Genomic DNA, 15896 nt, shown 5'->3' on the forward strand with positions numbered 1-15896 from the left:
CCGGGCTCACCGGGATCACTGAGCGATGTCAACGCGCAGGGCCACCGCGCCGCGCAGGTAGACGTGCTGGATCTCGTGCCGCGGCCTGTCGACGTCCACGTGGGCCATCAGCCGTACGACATGGGGCAGCGCGCCCGGGACGTCGATCTCGGACGCGCAGATCAGCGGAACGTCGTGGAAGCCGAGCTTGCGGGCGGCGAGGGCCGGGAACTCGGCGGTCAGGTCCGGCGTGGCCGTGAAGATCACACTGATCACGTCGTCGGTGGTGAGGTTGTTGCGCCCCATCACCTCGGTCACCAGTTCGGTGACTCCGGCCAGGATCGCGTTACGGTCGTTGCCCTCGACCTGGATCGCACCGCGGATCGCCCTCACCATCGCCGTTCCTCCATATCACTCACGCCGGGCCGTCCGACGGACGGCCCGGCGTGTTCCGAACATGTGTATTACGGAAGGTTACAGGCCGACGGCGGCATAGAGCTCGCCGACCTCCTTGAGGGTCAGCGCGCGGAGTGTGCCGGGCTTGAGGCGACCGAGCTTGACCGGGCCGAACTCGATGCGGGCCAGGTCGATGACCGGGTGCCCGACCTCCTCCAGCATGCGGCGCACGATGTGCTTGCGCCCCTCGTGCAGGACGATCTCCACCAGGGCCTGCTGCCCGTGCTCCTGGACCAGGGCGAAGGAGTCGGCCTTGGCGATGCCGTCCTCCAGCTCGACGCCCTGCTTCAGGCGGCGGGCCAGATCGCGCTCGATCCGGCCGGGCACCTTCGCCCAGTACTTCTTCTGCACGCCGTAGCTCGGGTGGGTGAGCCGGTTGGCCAGCTCGCCGTCGTTGGTGAGCAGGATGAGACCCTCGGTCTCGGTGTCCAGGCGGCCCACGTGGAAGAGCCGCTCGGTGCGGTCGGCCACGAAGTCCGCCAGCGAGGGGCGGCCGTCGGGGTCGGACATGGTGCTGACGACGCCGATCGGCTTGTTGATGGCGAGGTAGACCAGGTCGGGCATGGTCGGCAGGCGCTTGCCGTCCACGTGGATGACCTGCCTGGCCGGGTCGACCCGGGCGCCGAAGCGGCGGACCACCTGGCCGTCGACCGTCACCCTGCCGTCACCGATCATGTCCTCGCAGGCCCGGCGGCTGGCCACGCCCGCCTGGGCGAGGACCTTCTGCAGCCGGACGCCGTCCGGGACCTCGGTGGTGTCGCGCTCGTCGGTGTAGTCGCGGTCGTAGAAATCGTCGTCCCGCTTGGGCTGACGGGCGGTCTTGAACCGGTCGTTCTCGATCGTGCCCGGCCTGAGCGGAGCCTTCGCGACGGGACCGCGGTTGGCGGGGGTACGGCGCTCGCCGAACCCTCCGGCCCGGTTGCCGCCGATCGTCTGGACCCCGTCCCTGCTCCCGGTCTTGCCGAAGCGGCCACGGGAACCTCCGGCCGGCGCGCCGGTGCGGCCGCGATCGGAGCCGGTCCGTCCCCGCGAGCCGTCCCGGTCCGCGCGGAAGCCACCGCGGTCGTCCTGACGCGGGCCGTCGGAACGGAACCCGCCCTGCGAACCACCGCGGGATCCGCCTGCCGGACCACCGCGGTCGTCACGGCGCGGAGCGTCGGAACGGTACCCGCCCTGCGACCCGCCGCGGTCGTCCCGGCGCGGGGCATCGGAACGGAACCCGCCACGGTCATCCCGGCGCGGGGCGTCCGAACGGAAACCCTCACGGTCGTCCCGGCGCGGGCCGTCGGAGCGGTAACCGCCCTGCGAACCACCCGAAGACCTGCCGAAGGAGCTACGCGAACCATCGCGGTCCGCACGGAACCCACCACCGCGGTCATCACGACGCGGGCCGTCCGAGCGGAACCCGCCCTGCGAACCACCGGACTGCGACCCGCCACGGGACCCGCCGGACTGGGAACCACCACGGAAGCCACCGGACGAGGAACCGCCCCTGGAGGAACCGCCCCGGAATCCACCGGACTGCGAGCCCCCACGCGATCCGCCGAACGAGGACCCGCCGCGGTCGTCGCGGCGCGGGCCGTCGGAGCGGTACCCGCCCTGCGACCCGCCGCGGTCGTCCCGGCGCGGGGCATCGGAACGGAACCCGCCACGGTCATCCCGGCGCGGGGCGTCCGAACGGAAACCCTCACGGTCGTCCCGGCGCGGGCCGTCGGAGCGGTAACCGCCCTGCGAACCACCCGAAGACCTGCCGAAGGAGCTACGCGAACCATCGCGGTCCGCACGGAACCCACCACCGCGGTCATCACGACGCGGGCCGTCCGAGCGGAACCCGCCCTGCGAACCACCGGACTGCGACCCGCCACGGGACCCGCCGGACTGGGAACCACCACGGAAGCCACCGGACGAGGAACCGCCCCTGGAGGAACCGCCCCGGAATCCACCGGACTGCGAGCCCCCACGGGAACTGCCACCGCGCGGGGCTCCGCCACGGCCTTGACCGCGTCCATCACCGGACGGGGTACTGCGCCTGTTGTTCACTACTTCTGCTCCTCTAGGGATTCCATGTCGTCGGGCAGGAACGGTGCCAGCTGGGGAAGCTCATCGAGATCCCGCAGGCCCATCCGCTCGAGAAAATACGAACTTGTCCGGTAGAGCACGGCTTGGCTCTCCGGTTCGGTGCCGGCCTCTTCGACCAGCCCCCTGGTCATCAGCGTGCGCATGACACCGTCGCTGTTGACACCTCGGATGGCCGCCACCCGAGCCCGGCTGACCGGTTGCCGGTAGGCGACCACGGCCAGGGTCTCCAGGGCGGCCTGGGTGAGCCGCGTCTGCTGGCCGTCGCGGACGAACCGCTCTACGAGCGTCGCATACTCGGCTCGCGTGTAGAACCGCCAGCCGCCCGCGACCTCTCTGAGATCAAAACCTCGGCCGGACGCGGTGTATTCCGCCGAAAGCTCACGAAGCGCCGTGCTGATCTCCTGGGTGGGCCGTTCCAGCACCTGGGCGAGGGTCACCTCGGCGACCGGTTCGTCGACCACCAGCAGGATGGCCTCCAACCCGGCGCGCAGGTCCGGCTCGGGTGCCGTGTCAGTCATCAGCGGGTTCTCTCTTCATGCTCTCGTCGTAGTCGTCGGCCACGGCGACGTCCCCGTCGTCGCTGCCGGTCCAGGTCACGTGCAGTTCCCCGAGAGGCTCCACCTGCTCGAAGGAGACGGCCGCTTCCCGGTAGAGCTCAAGGACGGCCAGGAAACGCGCGACGACCTCGAAAGTGCCGGTGCAGTCGGAGGTGAGGGCCCGGAAGGTCGCCCTGCGCACCCGTCGCAGTCGCTCGACCAGGATAACCGCCTGATCGCGGACATTGGCGAGTGGTTGGTAGATGTGGGCCACCGAAACCGACGGCGGGGTCCTGGGGGCGAAGGCCCGCCGGGCGATCTCGGCGAGACGGTCGGGGCCGATGCCCAGGATCAGCTCGGGCAGGAGGTTGGCGAACTGGGCCTCCATCGGCACGGTCCTGGGGAAGCGCAGGGCCTCGTCGGCCAGCCGGCCGGAGAAGACCTTCACGACCTCCTTGTAGGCCCGGTACTGCAGGAGTCGGGCGAACAGCAGGTCGCGGGCCTCCAGCAGGGCGAGGTCCTCCTCGTCGTCGACCTCGCCCGACGGCAGCAGCCTGGCCGCCTTGAGATCGAGCAGGGTCGCCGCGACGAGCAGGAAGTGACTCGTCTGGTCCAGGTCCCACTCCGGGCCCCTGGCCCGGATGTAGGCGATGAACTCGTCGGTCACCTGGCTGAGCGAGACCTCGGTGATGTCCAGCTTGTGCTTGGAGATCAGACCGAGCAGGAGGTCGAAAGGCCCCTCGAAGACCTCCAGATGCACCCTGAAGGTGTCACTGTCGGTCTGCGGCTGCTCGGTCATCCCTCCATTGTCCCGCAGACGGGACCACAATCACCGCTACAGCGCGTCCCATCTGGCGAGAACCTCGCGAGCGAGCTCTCGATAGGCGCTGGCGCCGAGGGAGGAGGAGTCGAAGCTGGTGATGGGTTCACCGGCCACGGTGGCGTCGGGGAAGCGAACCGTCCGGTTGATCACCGTGTGGTAGACCTTCTCGTCGAACGCCTCGACCACCCGGGCCAGCACCTCGCGGCCGTGCAGGGTACGCGCGTCGTACATGGTGGCGAGCAGGCCCTCGATCACCAGCTCGTCGTTGATGCGCTCCTGGACCTTGATGATCGTGTCCATGAGCAGCGCGACTCCGCGCAGCGCGAAGAACTCGCACTCCAGCGGCACCATCACGCCGTGCGCGCAGGCCAGCGCGTTGATCGTGAGCAGGCCGAGGGACGGCTGGCAGTCGATCAGGCACACGTCGTACTCGGGCAGGAGGGGCTTGATCACCCGGCCGAGCACCTGCTCGCGGGCCACCTCCGTGACGAGCTGGACCTCCGCGGCCGACAGGTCGATGTTGCTGGGCAGCAGGTCCATCCGCTCGACGCCGGTCTCCAGCAGCACGTCCCTGGCGGTGATCTGGCGCTCCATGAGGAGGTTGTAGACCGTCAGGTCGAGCTGGAGCGGGTTGATCCCGAGACCCACGGAGAGCGCGCCCTGCGGATCGAAGTCGACCAGCAGCACCCTCAGCCCCGCCTCGGCCAGCGCCGCGCCCAGGTTGATGGTGGTGGTCGTCTTGCCGACGCCACCCTTCTGGTTGACCATCGCGACGACCCGGGCCGGCCCGTGCACCGTACGAGGGGGTGGGTCGGGGAACACCGGGCGAGGACGCCCTGTCGGGCCGAGAACTCCCCCACTGCGAGGAGTCCCGGCGGTTTTGGTGTCACCCCAGGGATTCTCGGGGTTTCCGGGGGTCGTTCCCCGGACAGAACCGTCGGTGGTCACAGTCACCAGTCGAACCTCCCTGACGGCCTCGAACCGGACCGTCCGGACGGACACTATGGCGTCAACACGTATGCGGCAAGGCGGCACGCCCGGACATAAGCAAGCTCAATGCCGTGTGCGCTGCTGCGCGGCGGCATAGACCTCACGAAGCTTGTCGACCGTGACCAAGGTGTAAACCTGAGTGGTAGTCACCGAAGCATGGCCGAGTAGTTCCTGAACCACCCTAACGTCCGCACCCCCGTCCAGGAGGTGTGTTGCGAATGAATGTCGCAACATGTGGGGCGAGACCCCGTTCAGCCCCCCGCGCTCGGCGGCGGCCTGGAGGACCTCCCAGGCGCCCTGGCGGGTGAGTCTTCCCCCTCTGGCGTTGAGGAACAGCCCGGAGGTGCCCCGGCCGCGAGAGGCGATCCGAGGGCGCGCCCGGGTGAGGTAGGCGCCCAGGGCCTCCCTGGCGAAGCGGCCCAGGGGCACCAGCCGCGCGCGCCCGTCCTTGCCGCGCAGGCGCACCCGCTGGATCTCCGTCCCCAGGTCGACGTCGTCCACGGCGAGGCCCACCGCCTCGGAGATGCGGGCGCCCGTGCCGTACAGGAGCTCCAGCAGCGCCCGGTTGCGCAGCGTGAGCGGGGCGCCGTCCGGCCCCGAGGCGGCGATCAGACGCTCCACGTCGTCGACGCTGATCGCCTTCGGCGGTCGTTTGAGCTGGCGCGGCGGATGCACCTCGTGGGCCGGATCGTGATGGCAGACGCCTTCGCGCAACGCGAAACGGTGCAGGCCGCGGACCGCGGAGACGGCCCGCGCCGCCGAGCTGGCGACGAGGGCCTGGTGCTCCTCGTCGCCTTCCCTGAGCGCGGACAGGAAGGCCGTGACGTCGGTCTCGACGACCTCGGCGAAGGTGACGTGGCCACGGTTCTTCAGATGCTCCACGTACCGCAGGAGGTCACGGCGATAGGAGGCCAAGGTGTTGGCGGCCAGGCCCCGCTCCACCGCCAGATGGGCGAGGTAGCTGGAGAGGACGGCCTCCGTCTCGCTCAGGGTGTCCTCCTGTCATGCCTCCGGTGCGTCGGCGGGCCGCAGTGAGGCGAAACCATCCGCCGAAGCGGCGTATGCGGCGAGAATACCGGCCACGGCTTGGGAATTGTGGATCATTCCCTCCATGGCACGCCGAACCGCGTCGGACAGGGGAATCCAGACCACCGGCATGTCGACTTCCTCGTGCCGGTGGACGAAGCCGAGCTCCGCCTCGGGAATGGGACTGACGTCCCTGGCGAGGAAGATCCGGGTCCGCTCGTCGGTCATCCCCGGCGAGGTGAAGGCGTCGACCAGGGTGTGCCAGGTGGCCGCCCTGTAGCTCGCCTCCTCGGCGAGCTCGCGGGCCGCCCCGACGTGGAGCGGCTCGCCCTCGACGTCGCGAAGACCGGCGGGCAGCTCCCAGAGCAGCCGCCGGACGGGGTGGCGGTACTGGCGGATCATCAGCACCCGGTTCTGGTCGTCGAGCGCGACCACGGCCACCGACCCGGGGTGGACCGCGTAGTCGCGGTTGACGACCTCTCCGTCCGGCATCACGACCGCGTCGGTCACCGCGGTGATGACCCGCCCGCGGAAGTGCTCGGCGGAGGAGACGACCTTCCAGTCCTCGGGGGCGTCCCGAACCTCCGGCTCTCCCGCGGCCCGCTCTCCCGGCTCCGTGGCGCTCACTTGCCCCGCCCGGCCTTGGCGACGGTTCCCCGGATGTCGGCGTAGGTCAGGGCGGCGTCGATCAGGCCCTTGAACAGCGGGTGCGCCCGGGTCGGCCGGGAGCGGAACTCGGGGTGCGCCTGGGTGCCGATGAAGAAGGGGTGCATGTCGGTGGGCAGCTCGGCGTACTCCACCAGGCGGCCGTCGGGCGACAGGCCCGAGAAGACCATGCCGACCTTCTCCAGCTGGTCCCGGTAGGAGTTGTTGACCTCGTAGCGGTGGCGGTGACGCTCGTCCACCTTCGGCTGGCCGTACAGCCGGCGCGCGAGGGAGTCCTCGGCGAGCTTGGCCGGGTAGAGGCCCAGCCGCATGGTGCCGCCCATGTCACGCTCACCGGAGACGACGTCCTCCTGGTCGGCCATGGTGGAGATGACCGGGTGGGTGGTCTCGGCGTCGAACTCGGTGCTGCCCGCGTCCTCGATGCCCGCCAGGTTCCGGGCGGCCTCGATGACCATGCACTGCATGCCCAGGCAGATGCCGAGCAACGGGACCTTGTTCTCCCTCACGTGCCGGACCGCGCCGAGCTTGCCCTCGATGCCCCGCACGCCGAACCCGCCGGGGATGAGCACGCCGTCCACGCCGTCGAGCTCGCGGGCCGCGCCCTCGACGGTCTCGCAGTCGTCGCTCTTCACCCAGCGGATGTTGACGCGGGTGTCGTTGGCGAAGCCGCCGGCGCGCAGCGCCTCGGTGACCGACAGGTAGGCGTCGGGCAGGTCGATGTACTTGCCGACGAGCGCGATCGTGACCTCGTTGGCCGGGCGGTGCACCCGGCGCAGGAGCTGCTCCCACTCCTTCCAGTCCACGTCGCGGAAGGGCAGTCCGAGGCGGCGGACCACATAGGCGTCCAGCCCCTCCGCGTGCAGCACCTTGGGGATGTCGTAGATGCTGGCCGCGTCGATGGCCGAGACGACCGCGTCCTCGTCGACGTCGCACATGAGGCTGATCTTGCGCTTGATCGCGTTCGTGACCGGCCGGTCGGAGCGCAGGACGACCGCGTCGGGCTGGATGCCGATGCTGCGCAGCGCGGCGACCGAGTGCTGGGTCGGCTTGGTCTTCAGCTCGCCGCTCGGCCCGATGTACGGCAGCAGCGAGACGTGGAGGAAGAACACGTTGTCGCGGCCGACCTCGTGGCGGACCTGGCGGACGGCCTCCAGAAAGGGCAGCGACTCGATGTCTCCGACGGTGCCGCCGACCTCGGTGATGACCACGTCCACGTCGGGACCCGCCATGGACCGGATGCGGTCCTTGATCTCGTTGGTGATGTGCGGGATGACCTGCACGGTGTCGCCGAGGTACTCGCCGCGGCGCTCCTTGGCGATCACGTTGGAGTAGACCTGGCCGGTGGTCACGTTCGCCGAGCCGTGCAGCTCCGTGTCGAGGAAGCGTTCGTAGTGGCCGACGTCGAGGTCGGTCTCGGCCCCGTCGTCTGTGACGAAGACCTCACCGTGCTGGAACGGATTCATCGTTCCGGGGTCGACGTTGAGGTAGGGGTCGAGCTTCTGCATGGTCACCCGCAGGCCACGCAGCTTGAGAAGGCGTCCGAGGCTCGACGCCGTCAGTCCCTTACCAAGACTGGAGGCGACGCCGCCGGTGACGAACAGATGTTTGGTGTGTGCGGCGCTGCGCAAGAAGGCTCCCGTGGTCGTTATAGATCAGTCGGCACACCCTGATGAATGGCCTACAGGTCCACGGGCTCTCAGAATATCAAACAGTATCGGCGAAGTGCCCGTCCGTCCCGAACCCGTGTTCCGATCAAACCTGACCAAGCGGTAACTTGAGCCGCTATGTCACTTAGTGGTGCGGCACGGCGTGCTGTGGGCAGTCTCATTCATCGGGGCTGGGCCGCGATCCGTACGGCCGGCGCGGTCACCCCCGTCACTCCCGCCGGATACCGGTTCCGCCGTCTCGGTGAAGGCGCCTGCCTGTCGTTCCCCGTCGGAGCCATCTTCGGCGAGGCCTGGATCGAGATCGGCGAGCACACCCTGGTCGGCGAGCGGGTCTCGATCTCCGCGGGCATGGGCCCGGGGGTCGACCTGGGCCCGGACTCGATCGTGAGGATCGGCGGGAGCTGCTCCATCGGCAGGGGCAGCCACATCGTCGGCCACCAGTCAATCGACATCGGCGAGCATGTGTTCACCGGCCCGTACGTCTACATCACCGACCAGAACCACGTCTACGACGATCCGGAGACGCCGATCGGCCGCCAGTGGCCACGCAACAACCCCGTGGTCATAGGCCCGGGGTCCTGGCTGGGCACCGGCGCGATCATCCTTCCCGGCACCCGGATCGGCAGGCAGTGCGTGGTGGCCGGCGGGGCCGTGGTGCGCGGGGAGTTCCCCGACCACAGCGTGATCGCGGGCATCCCCGCCAAGGTCGTCCGCCGTTACGTGCCCGGCGAGGGGTGGCTGCCGCCCCACCTCGCCGGTGTCCACGGCGCACCCGCGGAGGAGGCCGTCCGGACGCAAACCGCGGCGAGCCGGGCCGAGTACGCGGAGAACGGCGTCCGGGTCCCGTCCCCGGAGATCGGGACCGAACCCGCGGAGCACGCCGTCCGGATCGAGCCCGCCGCCCCGCTCGGCACCTGCTGAGCGAGCCCGCCTCCGCACCGGACAGGGGCCGGATCGTACGGTCACCACCCGCGAAAGCGTGATCTGTGAAGATTCGGCATCGATTTCCCTCCTCCTCCGGTCACCGGGACGTGGCCGCCCCGGTGACCGATCAGATCCAGCCGAGCTCCGAGGCGATCCGCACGGCGTCAGCGCGGTCGCGCGCTCTCGTTTTGACGATGACGCCGGAGATGTAGTCGCGGACCGTGGCCGCCGACAGGCAGAGCTCGGCGGCGACCTCCCCGGTGGAGGCCCCCCTGCCCAGCGCGGCGAGCACCGCGCGCTCCCGCTCGGTGAGCGGGCCGGCCCGGCGGCCCGTCTCCGCGGCGGCCAGCGCCGGGTCGATGAACCGCTCTCCCGCCGCGACCCTGCGAATGCTCTCGGCCAGCCGTTCGGCCGGCGCGTCCTTGAGCAGGAACCCGGTCGCGCCGGCGTCGAGGGCCCGCCGCAGATGGCCCGTCTGTGCCGCCCCCGTGAGGATCAGCACGCGACACTCGGGAAGCGCCTCCCTCAGCAGAGCGGTCGCGGCGATGCCGTCGAGGCCGGGCAGCTCGATGTCGACGACCGCGACGTCGGGCCTGAACTCCAGCGCCCTGCCCACCACCCGGTCGCCCCTGCCGGTCTCGGCCACCACCTCGATGGTGCCGGTGAGGCTCAGCAGGGCCGCCCGTGTCCCCCTGACGACCCCATGATCCTCAGCAAGAAGTACGCGAATCACCGGTCCTCACCTTTCCCCGTCACATTCGGTGGTTCCACCCCCGGCTCGGCCCCGTCCCCCGGACGGGCGATCGACGAACGGCGGGCGGACGTCACCGGGGTGTCCGCCCTCGGCTCGAACCCGGCGCCCCGTCCCCGCGGGCCGCCGTCTCACCGTTTATCTCCTCCACCCGCCCGTTATCTCCTCCACCCGCCCGCGCACTCCGAGAAGTCCCGCTTCCCCCCTCACCGGAGCCGGCGAGACCGGGCACCCCGTCGCCGCGCATGGACGGCGGTATCCGCCCGTCGCGTGCGATCATCTCGACCGAGCGACTCCGAGCGACTCCGCGCGGCTCAGCCCACCTGCGTCATGAGATGCTTTTCGAGGGGCGGTGGGTATCTGGACTGCCCACCGCCCCTTTTTCCGGTCCTGCGGAATCCCGCGAGAAGCGATTCGCCGAGCAGCGTCCACGGCCCGCCGCCGCAGCGACTCCCGACCTCCTCGCCCGACTACGTGGCGGCGGACATCCGGACCGCCCGCCGCTCCCCACGATTTACAAAGCGACAATTACCACTAGAAGCATCTAGCGCGCATATATCGTGATATTTATTATCAATTAAATGCCCTTATCGACCCTCGGCCGGAGGGCGGCGGGGTGGCCGCCACGAGGCCCCCGCCGGCGCCGCAGCCTCGGCGCCGCGTCGGACCCGGAATGCCGTACAACACCGCCGCGGCCGACCCCGGCGCCACCTGTGCCGGGGTTCCCATCCCCCGGACCGTCACGACGGTCGGCGCCGGACAGGACGCCTCCACCGGAGACCACCGCCCCACCCGCGGGCTCAGCGACGACGGCCCGACACCGAGCGGCCTTCCCCGTCTCTCCGCCCCAGGCCGGGCCCGCAAAGCCCTCGGAAGATAACGGCAATTATTTTTTCCGGAAACCGACATCAACCCTCCTGCCATATTATGGGGACATTCACGTTCGAATCGTTTAAATAGGAGAGAACCATCCACGTGGAGGTTCGATGCTCGCGGTTCTGACCGGCCTTGGCCTGTCCACGGCGGCCGGGCTCAACGCCTATATCCCACTGCTGGTCGTCGGCCTGCTCGCCAACTTCACCGATCAGGTACGGCTGCCGCAGGAGTTCGCCTGGCTGTCCAACGGCTGGGTGCTCGCCATCATCGGCGTGCTGCTGCTCGCCGAGGTCGTGCTCGACAAGGTCCCGGTGGTGGACAGCGTCAACGACATGATCCAGACCGTCGTCCGCCCGGCCTCCGGCGGGGTGGTGTTCAGCGCCACCGAGGCGGCGGCCCGGCTCGACGGTTCGACCTGGATGAGCCACAACCCCTGGCTCAGCTGGGTTCTGGGCATCGGGATCGCGCTGGCCGTGCACCTGATGAAATCGGCCGCCAGGCCGGTGGTCAACGCCTCGACGGCCGGGGTGGGCGCACCCGTGATCAGCACGGTGGAGGACGCCGGATCACTCGGCATGAGCCTGATCGCGATCTTCCTGCCGGTCCTGGTCGTCGTCGCGGTGGCGGCGCTGGCGTTGTTCGCGTGGTGGACGTTCCGCAAGGTACGGCGCCGCCGCGCGGTCCGGCGAAGTCCGGTCTGACGCACGGTCCGGTGTGATCCGGCCTGACCCACGGTCGGGTCGGGCATCCGGACCGTGGGTCGGGCACACGGTCCGGTCGGGCACACGGTCCAATAGGATCCGGTCTGATCGGTGATCGCGTACGAAGAAGTCCGATCGATCAACGACCGCGCACACACGGATGCGCGGGCTATGCTCGAAGCAGCTTGTTTCGCCCCATCGGGAGGTGGCTCCGATCGGCACTTTCCTCACCATCGTGCTGGTGATATTGCTGTTCTTACTCCTCGCGGGGATAGCCGGGGTCTACCTGCTGGTCAAGGTCGGGAAAAAGGCCACCAAGAAGGCCCGCAAGATGACCACCCACGTGGCTTCCCAGGTGGCGGCGATGGGCCCCGGCGACGCCGCCGCGACCGAGCGGATGCGCCTGGACCTGCGCCGGGAGGTCTCCCTGACCCGCCAGGCGGTGGACCACGCGCTGCGCGACGGGTGGGGACTGGGCGACCTGCCCCAGCTCGTCGCCGAGATCGGCGCACACGCCGATCAGCTCGACGCCCAGCTCGGCCAGTACGCCCAGCACAGTCGCGTCTCCGCCTACGTCGACCATGCCTCCCTGGACCGTCTGCGCGAGCACCACGCCAAGCTGACCACGTCCTGCGCCCGGATCCGCGCCGACCTGCTCAACGACCAGATGGCGCACTCGGCCGGCGGCATCAACGACATCCAGAGCCGCACCGACCTGGAGATCGAGGCCCGCCGCCGGGCCCCCGACCCCCTGGACCAGATCGACGAGCTCTACAACCGCACGATGGTCAACCGCTCCCGCCCCGACGATCACCACTGAGCCGTCCTGAACGGGCGGCGGTGAGTCATGCGGCCGGGACGTCTTCGGCCGGCCGGGCGGGTTCGGGGTCGACCAGGTGTGCCCGTTTGGGCAGCAGGAGCGGGGTGGCGAGCAGGAGGACACCGGAGACGGTGATCGCCGCGAGGGGGCTGGTGAGCGTGGCGAGAACGCCCCAGATCGTCATGAGGGCGGCCTGCACGAGTTTGCTGCTGGCACCCCATGCGCTGAGGACTTGGGCGGCGTGATCCGCGGGGGTCCGTTGCAGGCGTTCCGTGGCGTAGATCGGGTTGAAAACGCCCATGCATGTGATCAGCAGGCCCTCGACGACGATCACGGTGAGGAGTCCGGTGACGCCGGGGTGAACGAACGCGAGACCGAGCGGGAAGATCGATCGCAGCCAGCCGGAGACGGCCATGACCCGGTGCCGGCCGTAACGCTTCACGAGGCGTGCGGAGAGGCGGGCGCCCACGAAGCCGCCGAGTGCCGGGACGCCGAAGGCAAGCCCGTACTCCAAGGCCGAGAAGTGGTATTCGCCCAGCAGGAGGACGGCGAGAAGCGGGACGGTGGCCATGATCAGGCCGCTGACCAGGATCCCGTTGAAAAACAGGCGCCGTAGTACGCGGTCGTGGAGGATGAATCGCCAGCCACGGAGAAGGTCGGCTCCGCGCAGCCTGGTGGCCGGGTCACGGGGGGTCGCGACGTCGCCGCCGCGGATGCGCAGGACCCCGAACGCGGACAGCAGGTAGCTGAGGGCGTCGGCCACGAGGGTGACGACCGGGCCGAGCAGCCCGATGAGCGCGCCGCCGAGGGGCGGTCCGGCCGCGGTCGCCACCCAGCTCGTGCCCTCGAACCTCCCGTTCGCGGTAAGGAGGTGATCGCCGCGGACGAGGTGTTTCAGGTACGCGCCGGAGGCGGCGGTGAAGGCGATGCTCGCGGTTCCGGAGATGACCGAGACGACCAGCAGCTGGCCGTAGGACAGCAAGCCGAGGAAGTACGCGAACGGAACACTCGCCATCGCGAGGAACCGAACCAGGTCCATCGCGATCATCACCGGGCGCTTGGGCCGGCGCTCGACCCACGGCCCGAGCGGGAACGCGATGATCGCCGCGACGGCGAGCCCGGCCGCCTCCAGGAGCGAAACCGCGAATGCGGACGAGTGCAGCACTTGAACCGCGATGAGCGGGAACGCCCCGAAGGCGATCCACGTGCCGTACGTGCTGACGGCGTAGGCCGACCACAGCCAGCCGAAGTCGGACCCCAATTTCACACGCACGTGACTCCCTTGTGACAACCGATATTTGTGTCCCTGAATCACATCGCCTACAGGAGTGCAGGATCAAACAACTTCCTTTCAGCGAGCCACAACGATCGGTTGAGTAGGCATAGGGTGAGCCCATGGATACCGAGGCAATGCGATCGTTCGTCCGGGCGGCCGAGCTCGGACAGCTGCAACACGCGGCCGACGAGCTGGGCGTGACACAGCAGGCGGTCTCGAAGCGGATCGCCGCCCTGGAGCGCGAGCTGGAGGTCCGCCTGTTCACCCGTACCGCCCGAGGGGTCGAACTGACGCTCGACGGCCAGGCGTTCCTCCCCCACGCGCGGAGTGTCGTCGCGGGTGTCGATCGCGCCGTCACCGCGGTCAAGCCGGGCTCGCGGGCCCTCCGGATCGACGTTCTCGGTCTGCGAAGCGCGCAGGCCGTCGTCCTGCACGACTATTGGCGGTCGCACCCCGAAACCAACCTCGACGTGGTGACCCTCAGGGTCAACGACCCTCACCTGGCGGCCGCCGCCGTCCAGGCAGGCGACATCGACGCCTCGTTCCGCGCCGTAACCGATCCGGCCACGCTGCCGCGCGACGTGCGAATGATCCACGCCTTCGACTCCCCGCTGGAACTCCTCGTCGGCCCCAGGCATCCGCTCGCCTCCGCACGAACACTGACGCCGCCCCGGCTGCGCAAGCTTCGGATCTGGGTGCCGGGGATCGTGCCCCGAAGCGAATGGGCGGAGTTCTACGATCAGCTCGCCACCGCCTTCGACCTCCGCATCGACGCGACAGGCCCGAACTTCGGCAACGAGGTACTCCTCGACGCCCTCGCGGACTCCGCCGACGTGGCCACCCTCGTCGGCTCACGCGACCGGTATCTCTGGCCGACGAACTACGACCTACGCCGCATCCCGATCGTGAACCCGACTCTCGCCTACCCGCTCTCCCTCATGCTCCCCAGAACGAATCCGCACCCGGGACTTCAGGCGATCATCAACCACTTCGCAAGCCTGACACCGCTCCCCGAGACGGCCTGGCTCCCGTCCTGGGCAACGACGCCACGCCGCAGCGCGGCCCCTCGCGAGCCGGCGAGTAAATGACTTGCGACAGGACGAGGTGAGCCCGCATAATCGTCGAAGCCGATCAGCAGGCGCCCGCTGCGCCTCGAACGAAGGGAGGGTGACCGTGGCTGCTTTCTTCATTCATGCCCATGAGTCCTTTCCCATCGGTTCTCGCTGACCTGATCGCCACACCGGTGGGCTTCTCGAATCGGAGAACCCGCAGTGCCAAAGTCCCCTGAACATCGTCGCCGCGGCAAGTACGCGCTCGATGACGACGATGTCGAGTGGCTCGACAACACCCCCGTGGACCTCGACGGGCCGCCGTCCGGCGACCGCTGGTCCACCTGGGATCTGAGCACCCCCACCGAGCGCGGCCCCCGGCCGCATCCCAAATGGCTCGTCACGGAGCTGGCGGCCGTCGACACCGAGCTCGGCATCCTGAAGACCGGCAAGGAGGCCGACGTCCATCTGCTCTCGCGAGGGGTCCCGGGCACCGACCGGGTCTGCCTGCTCGCCGCCAAGCGTTACCGTTCGGCCGAGCACCGGCTCTTCCACCGCGACGCCGGCTACCTGGAGGGCCGCGGCGAGCGGGACAGCCGGATCAGCCGGGCGATGGCCAGCCGGTCCCGGTTCGGCAAGCAGATGATCGCCGGGCAGTGGGCCAACGCCGAATTCCAGGCGCTGTGCCGGTTGTGGTCGCTGGGTGTGCCCGTGCCGTACCCGGTGCAGATCGTCGGCACCGAGATCCTCGAAGAGTTCGTCGGCACCCCCGACGGTTTCGCCGCGCCCCGCCTGGCCGCCGTCTCCGACGGTCTCCCCGGCCTGTGGGAGCAACTCGTCGAGGCGATGGTGACCCTGGCCCGCGAGGGCCTGGCCCATGGGGACCTGTCGCCCTACAACATCCTCGTCCACGAGGAACGGCTGGTCATCATCGACCTGCCGCAGATCGTGGACGTGGTGGCCCATCCCGTCGGCGCGGAGTTCCTCGACCGTGACGCCCGCAACGTCGCCACCTGGTTCGCCGCACACGGTGTGGCCTCGGCCGACACCGACTCGCTGGCCTCGCTACTGCGTGCCGAGGCCCGGCTGAGCTGACCGGCGCCCACCGGCGCCGAGCCGTATCCCCCGCTGCCGGGACGGGCAGCGGGGACCGGCGCCCCACCTCGGAGACGCCGGCTCATCGCGGAACCTCCGTCTCAGGAGACACCGGTGCCTCTCAAGACCTCCGTCCGCAGGAGACACCGGCCCACCCGCGGGAGACGCCACCCCGCTCCGGA

The 15896-nt window shown here is 69.5% G+C and carries 15 protein-coding genes; 5 read left to right on the forward strand and 10 right to left on the reverse strand.

What is annotated here, in order from left to right; translation table 11 throughout:
* Positions 1–15: 15 nt before the first annotated feature.
* From aroH to pyrG, 8 genes are all read right to left on the reverse strand, one after another.
* Complete coding sequence (gene aroH / locus J2853_RS20465) at positions 16–375, reverse strand: chorismate mutase (protein WP_307560272.1); 360 nt, start codon at positions 373–375, stop codon at positions 16–18.
* A gap of 78 nt (positions 376–453) precedes the next feature.
* Complete coding sequence (locus J2853_RS20470; protein WP_307560274.1) at positions 454–2475, reverse strand: pseudouridine synthase; 2022 nt, start codon at positions 2473–2475, stop codon at positions 454–456.
* Positions 2475–3032 (reverse strand): SMC-Scp complex subunit ScpB, encoded by a 558-nt coding sequence (gene scpB, locus J2853_RS20475; protein ID WP_307560275.1) that lies wholly within the window; start codon positions 3030–3032, stop codon positions 2475–2477. The genes J2853_RS20470 and scpB overlap by 1 nt, the downstream gene beginning before the upstream one ends.
* On the reverse strand, positions 3025–3849 hold the full coding sequence (locus J2853_RS20480; RefSeq protein ID WP_307560277.1) for a segregation and condensation protein A: 825 nt from the start codon (positions 3847–3849) through the stop codon (positions 3025–3027). The genes scpB and J2853_RS20480 overlap by 8 nt, the downstream gene beginning before the upstream one ends.
* A gap of 36 nt (positions 3850–3885) precedes the next feature.
* On the reverse strand, positions 3886–4827 hold the full coding sequence (locus J2853_RS20485; protein ID WP_089206256.1) for a ParA family protein: 942 nt from the start codon (positions 4825–4827) through the stop codon (positions 3886–3888).
* A gap of 99 nt (positions 4828–4926) precedes the next feature.
* Positions 4927–5853, reverse strand: a complete 927-nt coding sequence (locus tag J2853_RS20490; protein ID WP_307568745.1) for a site-specific tyrosine recombinase XerD — start codon at positions 5851–5853, stop codon at positions 4927–4929.
* A 12-nt stretch (positions 5854–5865) separates the two neighbouring features.
* The gene (locus tag J2853_RS20495) at positions 5866–6516 is read right to left on the reverse strand and encodes an NUDIX domain-containing protein (RefSeq protein WP_307560281.1); all 651 of its coding nucleotides are present in this window, start codon (positions 6514–6516) and stop codon (positions 5866–5868) included.
* The gene (gene pyrG / locus J2853_RS20500) at positions 6513–8183 is read right to left on the reverse strand and encodes a CTP synthase (protein ID WP_307560283.1); all 1671 of its coding nucleotides are present in this window, start codon (positions 8181–8183) and stop codon (positions 6513–6515) included. The genes J2853_RS20495 and pyrG overlap by 4 nt, the downstream gene beginning before the upstream one ends.
* Positions 8184–8369: 186 nt before the next feature.
* Between pyrG and J2853_RS20505 the strand changes: the two genes are divergently transcribed.
* Complete coding sequence (locus J2853_RS20505) at positions 8370–9143, forward strand: acyltransferase (protein ID WP_370879303.1); 774 nt, start codon at positions 8370–8372, stop codon at positions 9141–9143.
* A gap of 130 nt (positions 9144–9273) precedes the next feature.
* On the opposite strand, the gene J2853_RS20510 is transcribed toward J2853_RS20505, so the two are convergent.
* The gene (locus J2853_RS20510) at positions 9274–9879 is read right to left on the reverse strand and encodes a response regulator transcription factor (RefSeq protein WP_307560287.1); all 606 of its coding nucleotides are present in this window, start codon (positions 9877–9879) and stop codon (positions 9274–9276) included.
* Between the two features lie 1004 nt (positions 9880–10883).
* On the opposite strand from J2853_RS20510, the gene J2853_RS20515 reads away from it, so the two are divergent.
* Together J2853_RS20515 and J2853_RS20520 are read left to right on the forward strand one after the other, a co-directional pair.
* Complete coding sequence (locus tag J2853_RS20515; protein ID WP_307560288.1) at positions 10884–11474, forward strand: DUF4126 domain-containing protein; 591 nt, start codon at positions 10884–10886, stop codon at positions 11472–11474.
* A gap of 205 nt (positions 11475–11679) precedes the next feature.
* Positions 11680–12294 (forward strand): hypothetical protein, encoded by a 615-nt coding sequence (locus J2853_RS20520; protein ID WP_307560290.1) that lies wholly within the window; start codon positions 11680–11682, stop codon positions 12292–12294.
* Between the two features lie 25 nt (positions 12295–12319).
* Here J2853_RS20520 and J2853_RS20525 read toward each other — a convergent pair whose 3' ends face one another.
* Positions 12320–13567 carry an MFS transporter gene (locus tag J2853_RS20525; RefSeq protein WP_307560292.1) on the reverse strand — a complete coding sequence of 416 codons (1248 nt, stop codon included), beginning with the start codon at positions 13565–13567 and terminating at the stop codon, positions 12320–12322.
* 122 nt (positions 13568–13689) lie between these two features.
* Between J2853_RS20525 and J2853_RS20530 the strand changes: the two genes are divergently transcribed.
* Both J2853_RS20530 and J2853_RS20535 read left to right on the forward strand, forming a co-directional pair.
* Entirely contained in the window at positions 13690–14658 is a 969-nt protein-coding gene (locus J2853_RS20530; RefSeq protein ID WP_307560294.1) for a LysR family transcriptional regulator, read from the forward strand.
* A 183-nt stretch (positions 14659–14841) separates the two neighbouring features.
* Positions 14842–15714: a serine protein kinase RIO gene (locus J2853_RS20535; RefSeq protein WP_307560296.1), complete on the forward strand. Its 873-nt coding sequence runs from the start codon at positions 14842–14844 to the stop codon at positions 15712–15714.
* The last annotated feature ends 182 nt before the right edge of the window (positions 15715–15896 follow it).

The organism is Streptosporangium lutulentum, assembly GCF_030811455.1.
GTDB classification, from domain to species: Bacteria; Actinomycetota; Actinomycetes; order Streptosporangiales; family Streptosporangiaceae; genus Streptosporangium; species Streptosporangium lutulentum.

Excerpts from the sequence above, each read along its gene's own strand:
- aroH (WP_307560272.1), bottom strand. The coding sequence starts at position 375 with ATGGTGAGGGCGATCCGCGGTGCGATCCAGGTCGAGGGCAACGACCGT.
- J2853_RS20530 (WP_307560294.1), top strand. The coding sequence starts at position 13,690 with ATGGATACCGAGGCAATGCGATCGTTCGTCCGGGCGGCCGAGCTCGGA.
- scpB (WP_307560275.1), bottom strand. The coding sequence starts at position 3,032 with ATGACTGACACGGCACCCGAGCCGGACCTGCGCGCCGGGTTGGAGGCC.
- J2853_RS20480 (WP_307560277.1), bottom strand. The coding sequence starts at position 3,849 with ATGACCGAGCAGCCGCAGACCGACAGTGACACCTTCAGGGTGCATCTG.
- J2853_RS20515 (WP_307560288.1), top strand. The coding sequence starts at position 10,884 with ATGCTCGCGGTTCTGACCGGCCTTGGCCTGTCCACGGCGGCCGGGCTC.